Source organism: Xylanibacter brevis ATCC 19188, from assembly GCF_000621725.1.
GTDB classification, from domain to species: Bacteria; Bacteroidota; Bacteroidia; order Bacteroidales; family Bacteroidaceae; genus Prevotella; species Prevotella brevis.
In genome coordinates, this window is the sequence record NZ_JHXM01000001.1 from 259,070 (window position 1) to 280,202 (window position 21,133).

Here is a 21,133-nt window from a genome sequence, read left to right on the forward strand (position 1 = left end):
AACAAAAACCTCAAAAACCCGCTTCTGTTGTTGATGGTCCTTTGGCCCATCTGTTTGTTGCCAATGCTTCATCGAAGCCAAGCAAGCTTGCCTTCGCCGCCGCATTACCACCAAACCGCCTGACGGCTACAACAACAGAAGCGAAAAACCAAGAAAACCGCCTACGGCTTGGTAAATATTAACTGTGAGTAAGGCTTTAGAAGTCAAATTGGAAAGGACAGAATTACTCCCTCCCTCGGGAGGGCCGGGGCGGGGTTCCCCCATTGGTTTTCAGGACCGAAGGTCCGTGGTTTTTCCTTTGTGAGACAGAAAGCCCCGAAGGGGGCATGGTGTCAGTGGGAAGCCTGATGTGAACTTGTTCACAAGAAGGATTACCACTGGCAACATGAAAATCTCGACAGAGATTTCTGGCTCACAAAGGGGTTTTTCTGGTTTTTTTCTATAAAACAAGCGAAAAATGAAAGGTCTCAGAAAGCTGCATTTATCGGTTTTTGTTCAACAAACACAGACTGAAGACGAACCACTAAGGCGGTGCCGATTGGACTGAGACAAAAAATCGGGCTCCATACCTTTTGGCTGGAGCCCGACAAACATCGAGATATCGCTGTGCGATAGTTATCCTTTGACGATCTTTTTAGACTGATGACCGTGCTTGTTTTGTACTTCGATGACATACATGCCTGAGGGCATCTGCGAGGCATCCACGATGATGGTGCCCGTGCCGGAGCCCTTGAGCTTCTGCACGCCATTGGCACTGACCAGGCGCCAGGTGTAGGGCTGACTGTCGGGGCTCTCTATGCGATACATGCCCTGTGCCTCGGTGGGCAGGAAGAGGAACTCGTCGTCGGCCGAAGCAGAGACATTGTCGATGCCAGCAGCAGCGCCAAAGAGGGGCTCCTCGGCCTCGGTAGAGGGCATCGAGTGTGCAATAGAGGGCCAGCCGTCTTTTTTCCATACGATGCGGTCCAGATAGGTGACGCGACCCTGGTTGACATTGTCGGCAGGGAAGCCATGATAGAGCACCCAGGTCTGTCCGGCCTCGTCCTCGACAAACTCGGAGCAATGGCCGGGACCATAGACCTCAGGACTCTTTTGGAGCAGAAGTGTGAAATTGTCGCCAACGGCAGTACGTCCGTTGCGGTCGAGATAGGGTCCAAAGATATCTGTTGCACGCGTCATCACCAATCGGTAGGTGCTGTTGGCACCCTCGCAGCACGAGCCTGCCGAGCCGATGAGGTAGAAGTAGCCATCGTGCTTGACAATCATCGTGGCCTCGATCAGTCCGCCGGCAATCTTCTTGGGTGTGCAGCCCTCCTTGATGGCCAGTCCATCCTCGGTGAGCTCCACGCCATAGATGTCGTGGAACGAGCCCCAGAACAGATAGTTGTGGCCGTCGTCCTCGATGAAGAAGGGGTCTATGCAGTTTTCGATGCCAATCTCGCTGGAGAGGAATAGCTTGTGGGCGCTGTGGAAGCCGCCGTCGGGACGGCTGCTGACAGCCACGCCAATGCCGTTCTCCCAGGTCTTGCCCCACTCCGACTTGGAGTAGTAGAGCACGTACTGACCATTGATATAGTTGATGTCGGGCGCCCAGATGCCGCCATTGGGACAGTAGTCCATGGGTCGTGTGGCGTCGGTGAAGGCCGTGCCGGCATAGCGCCAGTTCACCAGGTTCTTAGAGCGATAGATGGGCACGTTGTGGGTGTCTTCGGTGGCATAAAGGTAGAAGTAGCCATCGGAAGCCTTGATGACGCTGGGGTCTGGCAGACTGCGATTGATGACGGGGTTGTAATAGTAGTCTTGCGCCATGCTGAGCGACAGCTGGCAGCAGACAAGTGATAATGCAACAAAGAATCTTTTCATTATATTAATTTAAGGGGGAGTTAAGAAATGGAAGCCGAAGGGGAATGATGTGTTTCCCCTTCAACTCCCAATTATACTCCAGTTATAACTTACTCGAACTCGAGGTGCAGGTCGTCGGCCAGCAGGATGAGCTTCAGGGTGTGGACACCCTCGCCCTCGGCAGGTACCTGCCACTTGTTGTCTGATCCGCCCTGTGTGCGAGGACCGTCGATGCCAAGATCGGTCATGGGGTTGGCACCGTTAGAAGGTGCGAAGAAGAACTGACCATTGTAGTCGCTCTCCAGACCGATCTTGAACATGCCTTCAGAGCCATCCTTTGCAGAGTGGAACTCGCCTGTCCAGGCATAGATCCAAGGCTCGCGCAGACCGCCAACCATCTCGAAGAGACCAGCAGAGTTGTTGGGGTTCCAACCTACTGAGCATCCGTCGCCCACAATCCAGATATGGCCGGGACGTGGCAGCTTGATCATCTCTACGATGCGGCAGTCGCTATAGTCGTCGTTGAGGTCGATGATCATGGTGCGATCGCCAGAAGCGGTGGTTGAGAAGGGCTCATAGTCGCCATCATTCACATACTTCAGCTTCTCACCACTGTCGTGGGCATAGACGGGATACTCGTCTGTGGCACTGGTACCAAAGACGAAGGTAGAGGGTGTGAGGGGTGCGGTGTACTGGTAGATGCCCGAACCGGTCTCCACCTGCTCCAGACGCTCGGTCTTGGTGCTACCCGTAGCATTGTCGGTGATGCGGAGGTAGAGGTAGGTGGGGAACTTCTCGAAGCAGGTGACCCAGAACTTAGCCTCAGAGACAACGGGCTTCACGAACTTCTGCTCGTTGAACACATAGCACAGCAGCTGGGCGGTCACCTCGATGGGCACATCGGGGTGGATCCAGCGCGACACGATGTTGTTGAGCTCATTATGTGTGAAGCTCTTGGTCGTGGCGCTACCCATGGGGATGGTGTCAGAGATATGCTCGGTCTTGGATGCGGGATCGTAGAAGCGCAGGAAGTAGGCCACCGAGTCGTTGGCAGACAGGGGGCTCTTGACGGCATCCCAGTTGAAGGTCACTGCGGTAGCATCGCTGGTGGACTTGTCGAGCTGGATGCGCTCCTGAGAGCAGGTGAGGTTCAGATTCATGCTGCCAGACACGTCGGGCACCTGGTAATAGGTGGGGTCTTCATTACATGAGGCCAGCATGGCAAACATGCAAACGATACTTGCGAAACTAAATATCTTTTTCATAACGTTCTTTCTTTGATGTTGTATTAAAACTGGTACACTCATGATTATTCATCACCACCATCGGTATCACCATCGGTATCACTGTCGGCAACAGTCTTGTCCCAGAAAGGTGGCTGCTTCAGCTTGGGGTTCTTGTCGGCTTCCTGATAGTAGATGGGGAACCAATAGTAGGCAGGACGCCATACGCGGGTCATGAACTTGGTGCGCTTGAAGAAGTCGGCCTTGTTGTCGCCCTGTGCGTTCATGCCGTAGCAGGCACCGTTCATCTCGGGGATGTCTTCGGCCAGCATCAGACGACGGATGTCGAACCAGCGGTTGTTCTCGCAGCTCAGCTCTACGCGGCGCTCCATATAGACAGCCTTGCGCACAGCCTCCTGGGTGTTGTCGATGTGGATATAGTCGGGATCCTCGATCTCAACAGCATCGAAGGTGTACTGGCGCACGCCGGCACGCTCACGAATCTTGTTCAGATACTTCAGCGACTCCAGGCGGGCAGCGTCGGTGTCGTAAGCCTCGTTCTCAGCCTCGGCATAGTCGAGGTAGGTGAAGGCCAGACGATAGATGAAGCCCTGACGGTCGGTGATAGTACCCTCCTTATAGTTGTCGGTCACGCAAAGTCCCTTACGAGCCAGGTAGCCGTTCTGAGGAGCATCGTGGGGAGATGACGACTGAATGTTGTCGGTACCATCGTAGAAGAAGTTGTAGGCACGCTCGCCACCAGTCACGCAGAGGCGTGAGCCATGGAACGAGACAGCATTGTAGAAACGAGGCTCACGGTTGCAGTACATGGCATAGATGCCCTTGCCCGTGACCTCACCGGGCTTGCCTGTGCCATACTGCCAGGTGGTCTCGTCTGAACGATCGTCAACCTTTGTTGAAAAGATAGGCGTGCCGTCTGCCTTGTTTTCCTGATAGCCAGAGTTAGGATCGCTGATGGGCAGACCATTCTTGGTGAAGAATGCATCTACGAAGCCCTGGTAAACACCCAGACCATTACCACCACCGTACTGACGAACAGAAACGACGCGCAGGAAGGTGTTGCGGTAGTCGTTGCCCTTGGTCACAGGGAAAGTTATCTCGCGGTTGCCCTCAGACCATTTCTTGATGTGCACGTTATAGGTTGACATGAAGGGGTCGATCTTGCCGTTGGGGCCCTGCTCGGTATAGAGGGCATAGCCTGCTTTCTCGGCCTCGTCGATACAGAGCTTACAAGCCTCGGCAGCCTTGATCCACTTGTTGTGGTCATAGACGGGATTGAAGATCTGCTCGTCCTTGTCGTTTTTATACTCTGCATATTCTTTAGCAAACTTCTTGTTGCCGTTGACCAGTGGGCTGGCAGCAAAAAGCAGCATGCGTGAACGCACGGTCAGCGCCATGATCTTGTTGATACGTCCATACTTAGCAGGGTCGCTATAGACAGCAGGCAGCGCATTGGCAGCCTCGAGCATCTCCTTGTCGCAGTAGTCCACCACGTCGTCGAACTTGGCCTGGCCGGTCATCAGCGTAGAGATGTCGGCATCGGTAGCGGCAATCGTGTTGCCTGTGAAAGGCACACCACCATAGTTCTCGGCCATGAGCCACCAGGCATAGGCACAGAGGAACTTCACCTCGTTCTTCATGTTGTCAACCTCGCTCTGGGGCAGGTCGTGGTCGGGCATGGCATGAATCTTCTGCTGGAAGATCAGGCCGTGGCGCACGAAGAGGGGCATACGTGCCCAGAGGTCGCCATCCCAAGGAGAGTTGACGGTCCATGAACCAGTGATCTTATCAACCACCTGTGCCCAGTCCCACTGGCGCCAGCGCTCAGAGGGCACCATATCGTCGGACATGACCTCGTAGCCATCGGCCGTGAGCGACCACTTGTCGGGCTTGTGAATAACGTTATAGACAGTAGCCAACCAGCCATACACCTTGTCGCGGTTGGAGAACACCATGTCAGTGTCGAGCTCGGTATCGGGCTCCTTGTCCAGATAGTCGGAACAAGAAGTGGTGAGCTGTGTGAGCGACAGGGCCATCAGTCCGGCCGCCATATATTTTGTGAATTTAAATTTCTTCATAATTCTTTGATGCTTTATACGATTAGAATGTGATATCAAGACCGAACATAACAGAGCGGTTGAGCGGGTAGTTCAGACCGTTGCTGGTAGAAATCTCGGGGTCCCACAACTTGAACGAAGAGAGGCAGAACAGGTTGTTGCCGCTGACAAACACACGGCAGCTCTTGCCATAGATAGGCTCAATCCACTCCTTAGGCAGGGTGTAGCCAATCTCGATGGTCTTACAGCGCAGGAAGCTCATGTTCTTCTTCCACCATGTAGAAGCACGGTAGTTGTTCTTGTTAGGACCATAGGTCAGACGAGGCCAGAAAGCATAGGGATCCTGGTTGTCCTCGGTCCAGCGGTCGTTGATATACATAGAGTAAGCATTACCCTCGGTTGTGGTACCACCACCAGGGAGGAAGTAAGGCTGACCACCAATGATGCGATACATGTCGCCAGAACCCTGGAAGAAGAAGTTCAGGTCGAGGTTCTTCCAGCTGACAACGCCACCGAAACCATAGACGATGCGGGGGTTGAGCGTACCGCCGATGAAGCCTTCATCCTTGTCGTCGATGACCTTATCGTCGTTCACGTCAACGTACTTGATGTCACCAGGCCATACGGCTGCAGCACCTGCATTCTGATGAGGAATGCCTTCGAGGAGGATAGGATTGCCGGCACCGTCGAGCTTCAGCGAACCATCGTCGTTGAGTTCGAAGTCGCTATAGCCGAAGAGGCGCTCGGCTGTGAGACCATAGAGCTCGCCCATTGAGCGACCTGTCTGGCGCTGGTGTGCGGCCTTAGCCTCGGGCTCGTCGTACTCTGTAATCTTGTTCTTGGCAAAGGTGAAGTTACCATAGGCTGAGGTGTACCAGTCCTTGTTCCACTGTTTGTGGAAGTTGAGGGTGAACTCGATACCCTTGTTCTCCATCTTACCATAGTTAGCGTAAGGCTGGCTCTCGTAGGGGATACCACTCTGTGAGGGCACGCTGCTACGACGCATGAAGATGTCCTTACGATTCTCGGTGAACACATCGAAGGTGAAGTCGATGGCATTCAGTGCAGAAATCTCGAAACCGAGGTTCTTCTTCAGCACGGTCTCCCATGTCAGGTTGGTAACGCCATACTCTTTCTCCTTGATACCAGAGGTGCTACGCTGACCGGTGGTACCCCAAGAGTAACCATAAGCATCATCATAGCCCACAACGCCGAGGTATGCGAAGCGGCGACCACCAATGTTATCGTCACCAGCCAGACCGATGCTACCACGCAGCTTGATCTTGCTGAAGGTTGACTTCAAAGACTCCATCCAGGGCTCTTCGCTGATCAACCAACCGAGTGCGAATGAGGGGAAGAAACCGAAGCGCTGACCCTTGGCAAAGTTCTCAGAACCGTTGTAACCGAAGTTGAACTCAGCCACGTAGCGGTTGTCGTAGGTTCCAGACAGACGTCCGGCAACACCCTGCTTACGGTAGTCCTGGATATCGCCACTGTCGTAGGCCTGCTGGTTGTAGAGGAACAGAGCATCAACGTCCATCTTGCCGAAGCGACGGCTATACATCAGGTCGGCCTCGAGATAGATATTGGTGTTACCATACTCACCCTTAGAATAGTGAGGCATAGACTCGTCACCCGTCTGATACTGGGTGTAAACGAGGTTACCCTCTACATCGCGGCCAGTGGCAGGGAACACGGTGCTCACGTTGGTGTTGCGGCCGCGCTCACTCTGGTTCCAGCGGTCGAAGCTGAACAGCACCTTAGCCTTCAGGCCTTTGGTGATCATCTTCAGATCCTGCTCTACAGAGAAAAGGGTCTGCAACTTAGAAGAGGTGCGGAAGTTATAACCACCCTGAGTCACGTCGAGCCAGGGGTTTGAACGGTTTGATATCAAGGGAATGGCACCATCGCTATAGCGTGCGGGATAGGCGAACGGCAGCGTCATGAAGGCATGGTCGAAAGCCACGTTGGTGTCAACGCCCTGCTTCTTGAAGCGGTTCAGGTAGCCACCGATATTAACGCGCAGCAAAGTGGTCTTGGTGACGTCCATATCGATGTTGGTGCGCAGGTTGAACTGCTGGTTGTTGGTGGCATTGTCAATAGGCAATGTCTTGTCCTGCTCGAGGATACCACCCTCCTTGAAGTAAGAAGCTACGATAGAGTAACGAAGGAAGTCGCTACCACCGCTGACGTCCACATTGCCACGTGTGGTGTAGGCATGATCCTTGGTGATGACATCAATCCAGTTAACATCGGGATAGAGGTCGGGGTCATAGCCAGAACGTGTGCGGTCGATACGCTCCTGTGTGAAAGGAAGTGGCTTGCCATCCTGGGCAGCCAGAGTGTTCAACAGGGTCATATAGTCGGGAGCATTCAAGAACTCGGGGAACTTGGTGGGCTCGCTGATGGCGTGCTCTACGTGGAAGCGCACCTGTGGAGCACCAATCTTACCACGCTTGGTGGTGATGACGATGACACCGTTGGCACCACGCACACCGTACATGGCCTGAGCCGAAGCATCCTTCAGCACTGAGAATGATTCGATCTCGGCTACATCGACGTTGTTAAGGTCGCGAGCCACACCATCGATCAGCACCAGAGGGGCGTTGTTGCCATGGAACGTTGACATACCACGAATCCAGAACTCTGAATCGTCGTAGCCAGGCTCACCAGAACGCTGGATACCAATCACACCGGCCAGCTTACCAGCCAGATTATTAGATAATGTACGCGTAGTACCGAACTGCAGCTCGGCAGGTTTGATGGTCTCGATAGAACCGATGATAGAAGCCTTCTTCTGGCTGCTATAACCGGTAACCACTACCTCGCTGAACTCGTTGACGTCTTCCTCCATCTGAACGTTCAGCAACTTGGCGCCATTCAGCTTCACCTGCTTCTTCTTGAAGCCCATGTAACTGAACTCCAGCATGGTGTTGCTCTTGGTGGGAGCCATGATTTTAAACATACCATCGAAATCTGTGATGGCGCGTACATCAGAACCAACCACCGTCACGGTAACACCGATAAGGGGCTGTTTCTCACCGTCGGTCACCAAACCGGTCACCTGTGCTTTGTTGGCACTCTGCTGTACATCGGCGCGAGCCTCCTGAAGGACAGGAGCTCCGACCAACATAGTCATTGTGCAGAGCATCATGGTGCCTGTTGGCAGCCACTGTTTGCAAAACTTTGATAATTGCTTTTTCATCATACTTACTTACGTTTTTAGCTATTAATGACTTTTGTGCAAAATTAAGCATATTTTAAAATAATAACTAAGGAATAACGGTTTGTATTAATGGAAAACGATTAATACAAATCGTAACATAACTGATATTCAAGCAATTATAATTTCGGAGAAACGGGTTTTGTATAACGAAAATATTAGCTTTTTGGCGTTATACAAGGCAAAAAAAAGGTAGCCGGAGCTACCTTTTTCTAAGCGGAGAGGGGCTGACGCCCTCAAAAGTCATCTTGACGGGTTTGATAAATCCTTGGTCATCGAACTCTAATTTATCGATGCAGGTGACGCGGTGATCGCGCCCCGTGTCGCCCAACGGACGACGGTGATAGACGATGTACCACTCGTCGGCGCCGGCTCCCTTCACCACAGAGTGATGACCAGCGCCGGTGGCCACTGCTGGGTCTTGCTGCAGAATCTTGCCGATGCGCTTGAACGGACCCATGGGCGTGTCGCTGATGGCATAGGCCACACTGTAGTGGGGACCTCCCCAGCCGCCTTCACTCCACATGAAGTAGTACTTGCCGCCGCGTTTCAGCATGAAAGGTCCCTCAACATAGTTCTCGGGGGTCACCTCTTTATACATGGTTCCATCGGCAAACGGCACCACGCTGAGAAGGTCGGGGGCCATCTTGACCATATTGCAGTGGCCCCAGCCACCATAGTACATATAGTACTGACCGTCGTCATCGCGGAACACGAACTGGTCGATGGGCTGTGCACCATTCACAATATTCTGAATCAGGGGCTTGCCAAGGGCATCCTTATAGGGGCCTTGTGGCTTCTTGCTGACAGCCACGCCGATGCCGCCTACCTCGCCCTCGTGAACATCGTTGGCCGAGAAGAACAGGTAGTAGAGACCGTCTTTCTCAAGAATAGCTGGTGCCCACATGGCACGACGCGCCCAGCTGACATTCTCGCTGGTGAGCACGCGTGAGTGCTTCTTCCACTTCACTAGGTCGCGCGAAGAGAACGCATCGAAGTACAACTGGTCGTCGTACTCGGCAGAGAAGGTGGGGAATATCCAATACTGGTTGTTGAGCACGGCAGCCTCGGGATCGGCATACCACCCCTGGAACAGGGGGTTACCGCTGGTGCGCACCTTCTTGGCATAGGTCATAGAACCTGCGCACATCAGCAGCGAAAGAGCAAAAACTATCTTTTTCATCATAATCCTTTTTATTTATTTGACCAAAACCTTCTTGTTGCCGTGGATGTAGAGCCCAGGCCTGACGGGCGCATCATACTTGACGCCTGTCAGCGAATACCAGGCCTGCGACTGCGAGCTTTTTACCACAGGGACAATGGCGGCGGGGTCGTCAACTCGGGTGAGCTGAATCTTGTCGATATAGGGCGCACCGCCATTATCGTTGCCAAACGTGAGCAGGTTGGTGCCGGCCTTCAGCGTCACCTGCAGGCGCTTCACCTTGGCCTTGGCCGCATCCAGCGAGCCGGTGCTCTCGTAGGTGGTGGAAGCCTTGGTGCCGTTGTTCACGCGGACGTACATCTGGCGGTTCTGCGAGTAGAAATAGGTGACGTCCACATAGTAGTCGCCAGCCTCAGCAGCATCGTATTTAAAGGTGATCGTGTTTGAAGAGCCATTACCGATGTTGCGGGCATACATGCCGCCAGAGGCGTCGTCCGACTGGCTCAGCGTCACCTGACCGGTGGTCACGGCATGCTCTGCCTCCAACTGATTAAAAACGTCGCTGAGGTAGGTCACCTCTATCTTTTCTATGGCGGGCAACTTATTGCTGCTGTTGCTGAGAGTGAGGGTGTTCTCGCCAGCCTTGAGGGTGGCGAACAGCATGCGCTGGCCCAGTGTACTACCGGTGGAAGCCAACGAGTTAGAACTTGCGCTGCCGTCATTAACCGTCAGCGACACGTTTGTCTTGCCGTCGGCACGATAGTACACCTTCACCATGTAATGGCCAGCACGCTCGGCCTGATAGGTGAAGGCCATGCTGCGATTCTCTTCGCGCTGCGCGTCGTCCGATGAAATGGCTGTTTTTTGCAGTTTTCCTACAGGCACGCTGAAAGCAGCAGCCAACGAGGCTGCACCACCGAAGGCACAACCCTGGAGGCTGTAGTCAACCGCATCGTTGCCGCTGCCGAACATAAAGTCCTCGCTGGCCTTGGTCAACCAGGCGGAATGACCAAACGAACGAGAGTTCATGTTGTTGTAGGCACGCGCTGCGTTGGCAAGCACCCACTGCTGGTAGTCCTCGTTGTTGAACTCGCGAGCATACAGGCCAGCATAGCGCATCAAGATGCCCTTGAAGCCCTGGAAGTCGCCATCGGCACTCTGACAAACATGGATGATGCCTTCGTTATTACAGAGGTCAACGCGCGCTCTGTTGATAATCTTGTCAGCATCCTGCTTATACTGCTCCGTGCCATAATGGCGGTACAACAAGATGGCAGCACCCAGCATGGTGCCCTGGTTGTAGGTAGAAACCCAGTTGTTGCGACTCTTCACCGCCAGGGTGTTGGGGTCGAGTACCACGCTGTCCCACACCTTTCCGGTAGAGGGTTCAAACAGGTACTGGCGCTGATTCTGATACAGTTCGCGGGCTTTCTCAAAGTAGCTCTCGTCGCCGGTGCCCATGCCGATGTAGCAGGCAGCCACCTCGGCAGGTCCGTTGATACACGAGTTGGTGCCATTGCGATCGCCCGAGTTCTCGGCCCAGCGCAACATACCGATATATCCCAGATAAGCACGATTCCAAATCGTGTTGAAGTTGTTCTTGGCATCGGCCAGATAGGCCGTCTTGCCCGTCAACAGATGGGCACGGGCAGCCGCAATGATGAGCCACATCACGTCGTCGTTGAAGTCGTGGCCATACCACTTATAGTCATCCTTATAGACCAGCTTATTCCAGCTGCTGCCTACCTGCTGCTTCAGATAGTTATAACAAGACTCGAAGACATCGAGCACACGGCTGTCGCCCGTGGCCTCATAGCAGTCGAGGATGCTCTCGAGGGTCTCGGCCTCACCCCATCCGCCGGCACAGAACGTGCGGTAGCCCGTGCCGCGGTCTTGCATATACTGCTGCAGATAACCGTTGAGCATGCGCTGGCGTGCCGTCTCGTCGAAGGTGGTCTGTGGCTGAACCTCCTCGAGGAGCCACAGCGTGCCAGTGCCGCCAGCGATGGGTTGGCGCCCCTCGGTGGGGTTGGTCAGACGGAGTGACAACCTCTGCTTCAGCGTGTAGCAGCCTGCCTGCTCGGCATTGGCAGTCAGCGTCCAGCCCGTCTGGTTGGCAACTTGTGTCAGCGAAGCACTGGTGGCATCGAGATACATGCCCGTATAGACATTGCGAAAGGCCATCTTTCCATCACCAGCATCCTCAGCCGTCCACTGTTGGGCGGGCACGTTGGTCTCGGTCCACACCACCACTGGCGCACCAGCGCTCGTGCTGGCATTGCTGACCATCAGCGACTTGGAGGTGTCGGCCACCGGCGCGATGCGATAGCTCTTGCCCACCTCTATAGCCCCCATGGCTGCAGTAGATGCAGCCAGGAGGATCAAACTAAAAAAAGACTTCTTCATGGTGTTTACTGCTTCTGCACTTTCTTCAAAAGCTCCAGTTTTCCTTCGTCAATCAACTTCAGGATCAGTTCACCAAAGAGCGAGTTCTGCCAAGCAAACCACGAACGGGTATAGTTGGAGGCATCATCCTTGTGGAAAGACTCGTGGATGAAGCCCGTGCCATTGTCGGTGTTCACCAACTGCTGCAAGCACCACAGGATTTCAGCGTCGTCCTGACTGGTGAAGGCCTTCATCATGACAGACATCGGCCACACCATGTCGTAGCCCACATGAGGACCACCGATACCCTCGCCAGCCTTACCGCTGAAGAAATAGGGGTTGTCCTTGCTCCACACGAAGCGGCGGGTGTTCTGGTAGATAGGATCATCTACGGGCACATCACCCAGGTAAGGCATAGCCAGCAGACTGGGCACGTTGCTGTCGTCCATCAGCAGGTGGTTGCCGAAGCCATCCACCTCGAAAGCATAGATCTTGCCATACTTAGGATGGTCATAGACTGCATATTTCTTCAGCGCTGTCTCTACCTCGTCGGCCAGCACCTTGCACTCCTTGGCCAGGGTGGCATTGTGGTTCACCTTGGTCAGCACCTCGGCAGCCTTGCGCAGAGAGGTGACAGCAAAGAAGTTAGAGGGCACCAGGAACTGGAACGTGGTGGCATCGTCTGAGGGACGGAAAGAAGACACGATCAGGCCAACGGGGTTGACGGGTGTGCCGTAACCGTTGTTGCTGGTGGTGTCAAACTGGCGGTTGGTCTTACGCTCGAAGTGGTATGGACCGTGGTTCTCCTTGCGCTGCTGCTCGCGGAAGGTCTGCAGCACTTTCTGCATGGCCTGCTGCCACAGGTCGCCAAAGATACTGTCGTCGCCCGTCACCAGCCAGTAGTAGTAGGCCAGACGGATGGGATAGCACAGCGAGTCGATCTCGTACTTGCGCTCGTGCAGTTCGAGCTTCATGTCGGTATAGTCGCTCTGCCACTCGCCACCGGTGGGACCGAAGTTGAAGGCGTTGGCATAGGGATCGATGATGATGCACTTCAGCTGGCGCAGAATGGTGCCGCGCACCATCTTGCGGATGTCCTTATCCTCCTTGGCAAACTGCACGTAGGGCCACACCTGTGCGCCAGAGTCGCGCAGCCACATGGCGTGAATATCGCCAGTATAGACAAAGGTGTCATCGTCGCCCTCGCTATCACTGTAGTGCACGGTGGTATCCAGCGTGTTGGGGAAACAGTTCTCAAACATCCAAGCCAGGTAGGGTGCATCCTTCAGGAGCTTCTTTACCTCCTTGATCTTCTTCTCTATGACCTCGGCATGGAAGAGACGCTCTTTGGCTGACGGACGTCGGCACACTTTAATGTTGTCGGCAGGCACAGCGATCTGGTCTGCATACTTCATGGATACTTGGTTTGACTGTGCCGCCGCGGGCATAGCCATGGCGACCATTACTGACAAAGCAATTGGTTTTAGGTTCATAAAAATACGTTGTTTTACTAGTTACTATTCAGTTCTGCGTGCAAAATTACACATTATTTATATGATATGAAAGAAAAAACAAATCAAAAAACAAAAAAAGTGTTTCTAATGGTCGTTCTTTTTCTTGTTGTTCAGCCTCCTTTGCCGCGTATTTTTGTCGCTCTTTAGCGGCAAAACGGGTGCTTTTAAGCGGTAAAAGGGCTGCTCTTCATTTGATACAGCGTACACACGGCCCCTCTGGCGAGGAGATAGGCGATGAAAGCCAGCCACAGGGCGTGGTTCTGCATGACGGGGAACAGCAGCCAGTAGATGAGGAAGAAGCACAGGGCTGCCACCAAACAGGAAATGAGCATGCCGCGCGTCTGCAGGATGCCGATGAAGATGCCGTCCCACACAAAGGCGGCCATGCCGGCAAAGGGCACGGCCACTGCCCACCACAGGAAGCCCGTGGCCGTCAGTACCACGGCGGCATCGGTGGTCAGCAGGCTGAGCACGGTGGTGCCGCCCAGATAATATGCCAGCGTGAAGAGCGTGGCCACCACCACACCCCAACCGAAGATATAGCGGATGGTGCGCTGCAGCATGGCCTGGTTGCGGGCACCCTGATAGCGCCCTGCCAAGGCCTCGCCGGCAAAGGCAAAGCCATCCATCACATAACTGAAGAACATGAAGAACTGCAACAGCAGCGTGTTGGCTGCCAGTATCTCGGCGCCTTGGCGGGCGCCAGCCGAAGTAAAGTACAGATTGACGGCCACCAGGCACACCGTACGCAGGAAGATGTCCAGGTTCAGGCTGAAGAAACGGGCCAAGCCCTGACAGAGTTCGCGCCACGGCGATGGATGGCGCCTGAGCATTCGGCCATAGAACCTGAGTATCAAGGCGATGCCCACCAGAAAGGTGGACCACTGTGCCACCATCGTGCCCAGCGCCACGCCGCGTATCTCCATGTCGAAGCCAATGACCAAGAAGAGCGACATACTGATATTGACCACGTTCTGACCGATGGCCAGCAGCATCGGCACACGCGTGTTCTGCATGCCTATCAGCCATCCCATCAGCACATAGAGGCCCAACATAGCAGGTGCTCCCCATATACATATATTATAATAAGAGGCACAAAGGGGTGCCACCTCGGGCGTGAGTTGCATCAGAAAGAACATGAGGTGGCGCAAAGGCCACTGCAGCACCACGATCAGCAGTCCCACCGCCAGCGCCACCAGCAAACCGCGGCGCAACATGGTGGCGGCCACCTGCAGTTGGCGAGCGCCAAAAGCCTGTGCCGTGAGCCCGCTGGTGCCCATGCGCAGGAATCCGAAAAGCCAATACATCACATTGAAAATCATGGACCCCACGGCGATGGCTCCAATATGGCGCGCACCCCCCACATGCCCCATCACCACCACATCGCAGAGGCCCAAAAGAGGCACGGTGATGTTGGAAACGATGCTCGGCACCGCCAAATTTATGATTTTTTTGTTCAATGATGTATCCATCTCGAATGCAAAAGTAATAAAAATCAGCAAGATTGCTTAAAAAAAGTAATATATATTGCACAAAAGCACCCTGTGTGTGCACACAAAAGGTAGTTTTCTTAAAAAAAATTTGCGTAATTGAAAGAAAATGAGTTACTTTGCACCCGATTTTGGAGAAAACTTAATCACATTGAACATAAGTATTAACAATTAAAAGAAAAAAATCATGTCAGAAATTGAAAGCAAAGTAAAGGCTATTATCGTTGATAAGCTCGGTGTTGATGAGGCAGAGGTTAAGCCCGAAGCAAGTTTCACAAACGACCTGGGTGCAGACTCACTGGACACTGTAGAGCTCATCATGGAGTTCGAGAAGGAGTTCGGTATCTCTATTCCCGATGATAAGGCCGAGAAGATTGGCACCGTTGCCGATGCTATTTCTTATATTGAGGAGAACGCGAAGTAAAAAGGATAATAGTGAAAAGTGAAGAGTGAAGAATTTGCTACCGCTATGACCTTCACTGAAAAGGACGAAGGACGGTAGTAAATTCTCTACTCTTCACTCTTTTTTTAGGGATATTGTATCGGAAGCATATTTTTTACTCTTCACTATTCACTATTCAGTCTTCACAAAAATAAAACCTATGGAATTAAAAAGAGTCGTTGTAACAGGTCTGGGCGCAGTTACACCAGTGGGCAACACTCCCGACGAGATGTGGAACAACCTCATCAATGGCGTAAGCGGAGCAGCACCTATTACACATTTTGATACCACAAATTTCAAAACCAAGTTTGCTTGTGAGGTGAAGAACCTCAACGTAAACGACTTCCTGGATCGCAAAGAGGCTCGCAAGATGGACCGCTACACTCAGCTGGCCCTGATTGCTGCCAAGCAGGCTGTAGCAGACTGCGGATGGGATCTTGAGCAGGAAGACAAAGACCGCATCGGCGTTGTCTTTGGTGTAGGTATTGGCGGTATTAAGACCTTCGAGGACGAGATCACCTACTACGGTGTTCATCGCGAGGACGGTCCTAAGTTCAACCCCTTCTTCATCCCTAAGATGATTGCCGACATCGCAGCCGGACAGATCTCTATCATGTACGGCTTCCATGGTCCCAACTACATCACATCTTCAGCTTGTGCTTCATCAAGCAACGCACTGGCTGACGCCTTCAACCTGATTCGTCTGGGCAAGGCCAACGCCATCGTTACCGGTGGTGCCGAGGCTGCTATCTGCGAGAGCGGTGTTGGTGGTTTCAACGCCATGCACGCCCTGTCAACTCGCAACGACGAGCCCGAGAAGGCCAGCCGTCCATTCAGCGCTTCGCGTGATGGCTTCATCATGGCAGAAGGTGCTGGTTGTCTCATCCTCGAGGAACTGGAGCACGCCAAGGCTCGTGGTGCCAAGATCTATGCCGAGATGGTTGGTGCAGGCATGAGTGCCGACGCTCACCACATCACAGCTTCTCACCCCGAAGGTCTGGGCGCTAAGCTGGTGATGAAGAACGCTCTGGAGGATGCCAACCTGCAGCCCGAGGATATCGACTACATCAACGTACACGGTACGTCAACACACGTAGGTGATATCTCTGAGGCAAAGGCTATCAAGGAAGTCTTTGGCGACGCTGCCTTCAAGCTGAACATCTCTTCTACCAAGTCAATGACTGGTCACCTGCTCGGTGCCGCTGGCGCTGTAGAGGCTATGGCCACCATCCTGGCTGTGAAGAACGACATCGTTCCTCCCACCATCAACCATGAGGATGGCGACGAGGATCCCGAGATTGACTATAACTTGAACTTCACCTTCAACAAGGCACAGAAGCGCACCGTACGCGCTGGTCTGAGCAACACCTTCGGTTTTGGCGGACACAATGCCTGCGTTGTATTCAAGAAATTTTCAGAGTAAGTGAGCAAAGTGAAAGCGTGCTTTCATTTTCGAACGAAAGAAAATTCATCGAAGATAAGTATGAAGATTAAAGATATCATTAATCGTATAAAGCTCCCTTTCCGCAAGGAAAAGGAGCTTTATTCTTCTCTGCGTGCCATCATCGGCTTCTACCCCCACAACATCAAGTACTACAAAACGGCCCTGACACACAAGAGCTCTGGTAAGCGCAACGAGAAGGGTCGTCCGCTGAACAACGAGCGCTTGGAGTTTCTGGGCGACGCACTACTTGATGCCGTGGTGGGACACATCGTCTATGAGCACTTTGCCGGCAAACGAGAAGGATTTCTCACCAACACACGCTCTAAGTTGGTGAGCCGAGAGACATTGGGCAAACTGGCCCAGGAGATGGGACTCACCGAACTGATACAGAGCAGCGGCACCCAGCGCTCGCACAACAGTTATATGGCTGGCAACGCCTTCGAGGCACTGGTTGGTGCCATCTATCTGGACCAGGGCTACGATGCCGTGATGACATTCATGAAGCAGCGCATCCTGGCTCAGATGGTGAACATCGACAAGGTGGCCTATAAGGAGGTGAACTTCAAGTCTAAGCTGCTGGAGTGGACCCAGAAGAACCGCGTACGCATGGATTTCAAGATACAGAAGGAATCGCAGGACGAGAACGGCTCGCCCGTGTTCTGCTTTGTGGTCATGATCGAGGGCGTGGAAGGCGGCAAGGGTCAGGGCTTCTCGAAGAAGGAGGCCCAGCAGAACGCCTCAAAGGAGACGCTGCAGCGCCTGCGTCGCGAACCGCAGTTCATCGATGCCATCTTCCAGGCTAAGTCCGAGCGCACCAAGATGGAGGAAGAGCCCACGGCCATTGCTCCCGACCTGGAGAAGGAGAAGGAGTTCATCATCCAGAGCGACAAGAGCGAGAAGAACGAGGCTCCAAAGAAAGCCGACAAGCCTGCCGAGCCCAAGAAGCAGGAGACTGCCGGCAGCAACGATGTTGATGAGTTTGACCTCTCGGACATCAGCCATCAGCCCAAGGAACAGTCACGCGAAGATATTATCGCAGCTGCCGAGGCCGCTGCTTACAACGCATGAAGACAGCAATCGTAGGAGGCGGCGCAGCAGGCTTCTTTCTGGCCATCAACCTGAAAGAAATGTGTCCAGGAATGCAGATTGACATTCTTGAAGCCGGCTCACGCGTATTAAGAAAGGTAGAAGTTTCGGGTGGCGGGCGCTGTAACTGCACCAACTCTTTCCGTGAGGTTGCAGACCTGAAGAATGTATATCCGCGCGGCCACCGACTGCTGAAACGCCTCTTCAAGCAGTTTGACCACCGCGCTGCCTATCAATGGTTTGAGCAGCGCGGTGTCAAACTGGTCACTCAGGAAGACCAATGCGTCTTCCCGCAGTCACAGGATTCACATACCATCATCAACCTGTTTCTCAGCGAGGCCCACCGACTGGGCATCACCATCAAGACCAATCAGCGCGTACACACACTGGAACAGCTGAGCGACTACGACTACATCGCCGTCACCACTGGCGGCCTGTCGCCACAGTCCACCCTGCTGGCCTCCCACGAACTGGAGACGCCCGTACCCTCACTGTTCACCTTCAGCATCAACGATGCCAAACTGCGCGACCTGATGGGCACCGTGGTCGAGGCCAGCGCCATGATTCCCGGCACCAAGTTCAGGGCCTCTGGCGCCCTGCTGATCACACACTGGGGGATGAGTGGTCCTTGCATCCTGCGTCTCTCCAGCTATGCTGCCAGAGCGCTGAGCGAAGCCCACTACCAGATGCCGCTGGCAGTCAACTGGACAGGCAGCAATGAGGCCGAGGTGCTGCAGGTGCTCGACGAGACCATCATTGCCAACCGCCAGAAGCAGCTGTCGTCTGTACGCCCGTTCAACCTCCCCACCCGCCTGTGGAACTACCTGCTGGAGAAGAGTCTGGGCGCCCGCGCACATGCTCCCTGGGGCAGCCTCAACCGCAAAGAGCTGAACCGACTCACCAACACGCTGGTCAACGACACCTACCCCATCCAAGGCCGTGCCGCCTTCAAAGACGAGTTTGTGACCTGCGGTGGCGTGGCCCTGTCGGCCGTCAACCCCTCGACGCTCGAGAGTCGCATCCAGCCACACCTCTACTTCGCCGGCGAAGTGCTCGACATCGACGGCGTCACGGGTGGATTCAATTTCCAAGCAGCCTGGACCACAGCCTATACCGTAGCCCAAGCCATCAGTCAATCAGTAAATGCTTAATTACTCGTCTTATCGAGCTTCATCAGTAGAAGACCGATAAGAATCCAAATGATTTCTCGCACACGGCAGATGATGCTGACAAAGATGCCGAGGGCAGCCGAGAGTTCCATCACAGCGATAGACACCACGAAGCCGCCTTCCTGCACACCTATCTGCATGGGCAGCCATCCTATCAGGTTGGCCAGCAGCGAGGTGAACGAGAGTATCAGCACCGAGTGCAGGAACGTCAGCACCAGTCCGCTCATGCCGCCACCACAGTCGATGCCAAAAAGCAGCAGCATGAACATAATCTCAAGGCTCTGTACCACGCGTGAAAAATACTCCAGCAGCAGACTGCTATAGAAGGCCCGCTTGTCGGTATGATGCAAGGCAGCAATCTGCTCGTCCACATGATGCAGCGTCTCGGCATGCGTCTCCAGCATGCGGGCGCTCCAGTTCTTCAGGCCCGGCACCTTGCCAATCCAGCGCACGCCCTTCACCACCAGGCCCTTGCGATAGCCACGCGAGAAGAGGTAGAACGCCACCAGACAAAAGACGATGGCCAAGGCAAACATGAAGGCCATCACTGGCGTCAGTTTCAGGTCGCCAATGGCCACCAGCGCCAGATAGAGGAATATCGATGTGAACCAAAACCAGAAGTGGGCAAAGATGTGCATCATGGCATAGAGCACCACCGACGAGGAGGCATGTTCCTTGCTCATATCGCGCGACAGGGCGATGATGCGATAGGGCTCGCCGCCTAGTCCGCCCACGGGTGTGGCATAGTTCAGGGCATAGCCCGTAATGGTGAGACGGAAGATGCGCCAGAAGCCCACGTGCTCGTCGTCGCTGCTCACGCTGCGTATCACGCTCTGCCATGCCAAGGCGTTGATGCCATATACAAACACCCACACACCCACGATTGGTATCAGCCAATAGCCGGCGTGACAGATGTGCTGCCACAGTTCTACGAAGCTCACGTCGAAGGTGAACATCATCACCACGACAGCCAATACACCAATAAAGAATAAGAAATTATTGATTTTCTTTTTAGTCCACGTCATGTGTATGCCCGTTCTTTTAATTACAACCTAAGAGAGTTTCTCCACCATCTCTTTACAGAAGGCCTCATGGCGACGGTTGATCCACCATGCAATGAATCCCAGACCGATGATCTCCCACAGGAAGTTCAGCACGGGCACGTCGAGCAGGCAGAACAAGAACAGGAAGGCCGAACGGAAGTTAAAGACAATGAGACCTACGCACTTCACCAGCGGCTTAGAGCAGGCATGCAACTGTGCACGCACGTCGCGTGGAATCTGGTCGCAGGCGCCAAACTTCTTTTTCAACACGGCCATCAGGCGCTGGAACTGCGGTGTCACGCGCTCCTGCTTCTTGGTGTATTCCACGTATTGCTGTTGGAACAGGCGCTCTACGAAGGGAGCATCCTTAGGCATCTGGTCCAGTATCTCCTGCTGGCGCTCGGAGTTATCCAGCTCACAGCCCTTCTCACCCTTCTGGAAGAACAGGTGCACCTGGATGTAATAGTCGGCCAGGCGCTGCTGTCCGGCCAGTCCGTGCAAACCGGAATAGGCAGCCAGGGCAAACACCACGATGGTGGCAATGATGGCATTCGTGGGTGTGTCTTCGATGCCCAGCCATCCGAACTCGATGTCGTGGTGCTGATAGAAGCGCCAGATCAAGGCCAAATAGATGGGGGTGAACCACGCAAAGCCGGCCACACCGTCGAGGATGCGACCCATGCGACTCTTCTTGCCCGAGATGCGCGCCAACTGTCCGTCGGTGCAATCCAGGATGTCGCCCACCATCAGCAGCAGGATGCCCACCAGGTTGAACAGCAGTCCTGCCCACGACTCATAGTGATAGCTGCCATGGGCAAAGAAGAAGCAGCTGGCAGCCCCAAACACCATCGACCAAATGGTCACGGTGTTGGGGTGAATACCGAACTTATTGAAGAATTCTGCCAGATAATAACATATCGGGCGAACTATATAAAGATCAAAAATATCCTCCGTTTCCGTTGATTTTAGGCTCTTTAGTATCTTTTCGTTCATGGTCCTTTTTTCTAAAAACTCCGCAAAGTTACTAATAAG

Annotated in this window: 14 protein-coding genes; 4 read left to right on the forward strand and 10 right to left on the reverse strand. The window is 53.8% G+C overall.

Annotation, left to right across the window (positions count from 1 at the left end):
• Positions 1 to 615 precede the first annotated feature (615 nt).
• The 8 genes from T433_RS0100825 to T433_RS0100860 form a co-directional block, all read right to left on the reverse strand.
• On the reverse strand, positions 616 to 1,863 hold the full coding sequence (locus tag T433_RS0100825) for a family 43 glycosylhydrolase (RefSeq protein WP_044108905.1): 1,248 nt from the start codon (positions 1,861 to 1,863) through the stop codon (positions 616 to 618).
• 89 nt (positions 1,864 to 1,952) lie between these two features.
• The gene (locus tag T433_RS14230; protein ID WP_044108907.1) at positions 1,953 to 3,107 is read right to left on the reverse strand and encodes a SusE domain-containing protein; all 1,155 of its coding nucleotides are present in this window, start codon (positions 3,105 to 3,107) and stop codon (positions 1,953 to 1,955) included.
• A gap of 44 nt (positions 3,108 to 3,151) precedes the next feature.
• Entirely contained in the window at positions 3,152 to 5,164 is a 2,013-nt protein-coding gene (locus T433_RS14235) for a RagB/SusD family nutrient uptake outer membrane protein (RefSeq protein ID WP_044108909.1), read from the reverse strand.
• Positions 5,165 to 5,186: 22 nt separating this feature from the next.
• Complete coding sequence (locus tag T433_RS0100840) at positions 5,187 to 8,294, reverse strand: SusC/RagA family TonB-linked outer membrane protein (protein WP_027454482.1); 3,108 nt, start codon at positions 8,292 to 8,294, stop codon at positions 5,187 to 5,189.
• Between the two features lie 274 nt (positions 8,295 to 8,568).
• On the reverse strand, positions 8,569 to 9,516 hold the full coding sequence (locus T433_RS0100845; RefSeq protein ID WP_428837364.1) for a glycoside hydrolase family 43 protein: 948 nt from the start codon (positions 9,514 to 9,516) through the stop codon (positions 8,569 to 8,571).
• Positions 9,517 to 9,564: 48 nt separating this feature from the next.
• Positions 9,565 to 11,934: a glycoside hydrolase family 76 protein gene (locus T433_RS14240; protein ID WP_027454484.1), complete on the reverse strand. Its 2,370-nt coding sequence runs from the start codon at positions 11,932 to 11,934 to the stop codon at positions 9,565 to 9,567.
• Positions 11,935 to 11,939: 5 nt separating this feature from the next.
• Positions 11,940 to 13,406, reverse strand: coding sequence for a glycoside hydrolase family 125 protein (locus T433_RS0100855; RefSeq protein ID WP_027454485.1), 1,467 nt, complete (start codon positions 13,404 to 13,406; stop codon positions 11,940 to 11,942).
• Positions 13,407 to 13,591: 185 nt separating this feature from the next.
• Positions 13,592 to 14,899 carry an MATE family efflux transporter gene (locus T433_RS0100860; RefSeq protein WP_044108911.1) on the reverse strand — a complete coding sequence of 436 codons (1,308 nt, stop codon included), beginning with the start codon at positions 14,897 to 14,899 and terminating at the stop codon, positions 13,592 to 13,594.
• A gap of 205 nt (positions 14,900 to 15,104) precedes the next feature.
• Here T433_RS0100860 and T433_RS0100865 point away from each other — a divergent pair, with 205 nt between their 5' ends.
• From T433_RS0100865 to T433_RS0100880, 4 genes are all read left to right on the forward strand, one after another.
• Positions 15,105 to 15,341, forward strand: a complete 237-nt coding sequence (locus tag T433_RS0100865) for an acyl carrier protein (RefSeq protein WP_027450804.1) — start codon at positions 15,105 to 15,107, stop codon at positions 15,339 to 15,341.
• Between the two features lie 178 nt (positions 15,342 to 15,519).
• Complete coding sequence (fabF, locus tag T433_RS0100870) at positions 15,520 to 16,782, forward strand: beta-ketoacyl-ACP synthase II (protein WP_027450805.1); 1,263 nt, start codon at positions 15,520 to 15,522, stop codon at positions 16,780 to 16,782.
• Positions 16,783 to 16,842: 60 nt separating this feature from the next.
• Entirely contained in the window at positions 16,843 to 17,871 is a 1,029-nt protein-coding gene (gene rnc / locus T433_RS0100875; protein ID WP_027454487.1) for a ribonuclease III, read from the forward strand.
• Positions 17,868 to 19,040: a BaiN/RdsA family NAD(P)/FAD-dependent oxidoreductase gene (locus T433_RS0100880; RefSeq protein ID WP_027454488.1), complete on the forward strand. Its 1,173-nt coding sequence runs from the start codon at positions 17,868 to 17,870 to the stop codon at positions 19,038 to 19,040. Before rnc ends, T433_RS0100880 begins: the two co-directional genes overlap by 4 nt.
• On the opposite strand, the gene T433_RS0100885 is transcribed toward T433_RS0100880, so the two are convergent.
• Both T433_RS0100885 and T433_RS0100890 read right to left on the reverse strand, forming a co-directional pair.
• On the reverse strand, positions 19,037 to 20,083 hold the full coding sequence (locus T433_RS0100885; protein ID WP_044108913.1) for a lysylphosphatidylglycerol synthase transmembrane domain-containing protein: 1,047 nt from the start codon (positions 20,081 to 20,083) through the stop codon (positions 19,037 to 19,039). The two genes, T433_RS0100880 and T433_RS0100885, sit on opposite strands and share 4 nt — an antisense overlap.
• Positions 20,084 to 20,110: 27 nt before the next feature.
• Positions 20,111 to 21,094, reverse strand: a complete 984-nt coding sequence (locus T433_RS0100890; protein WP_027454490.1) for a CDP-alcohol phosphatidyltransferase family protein — start codon at positions 21,092 to 21,094, stop codon at positions 20,111 to 20,113.
• Positions 21,095 to 21,133: the final 39 nt, after the last annotated feature.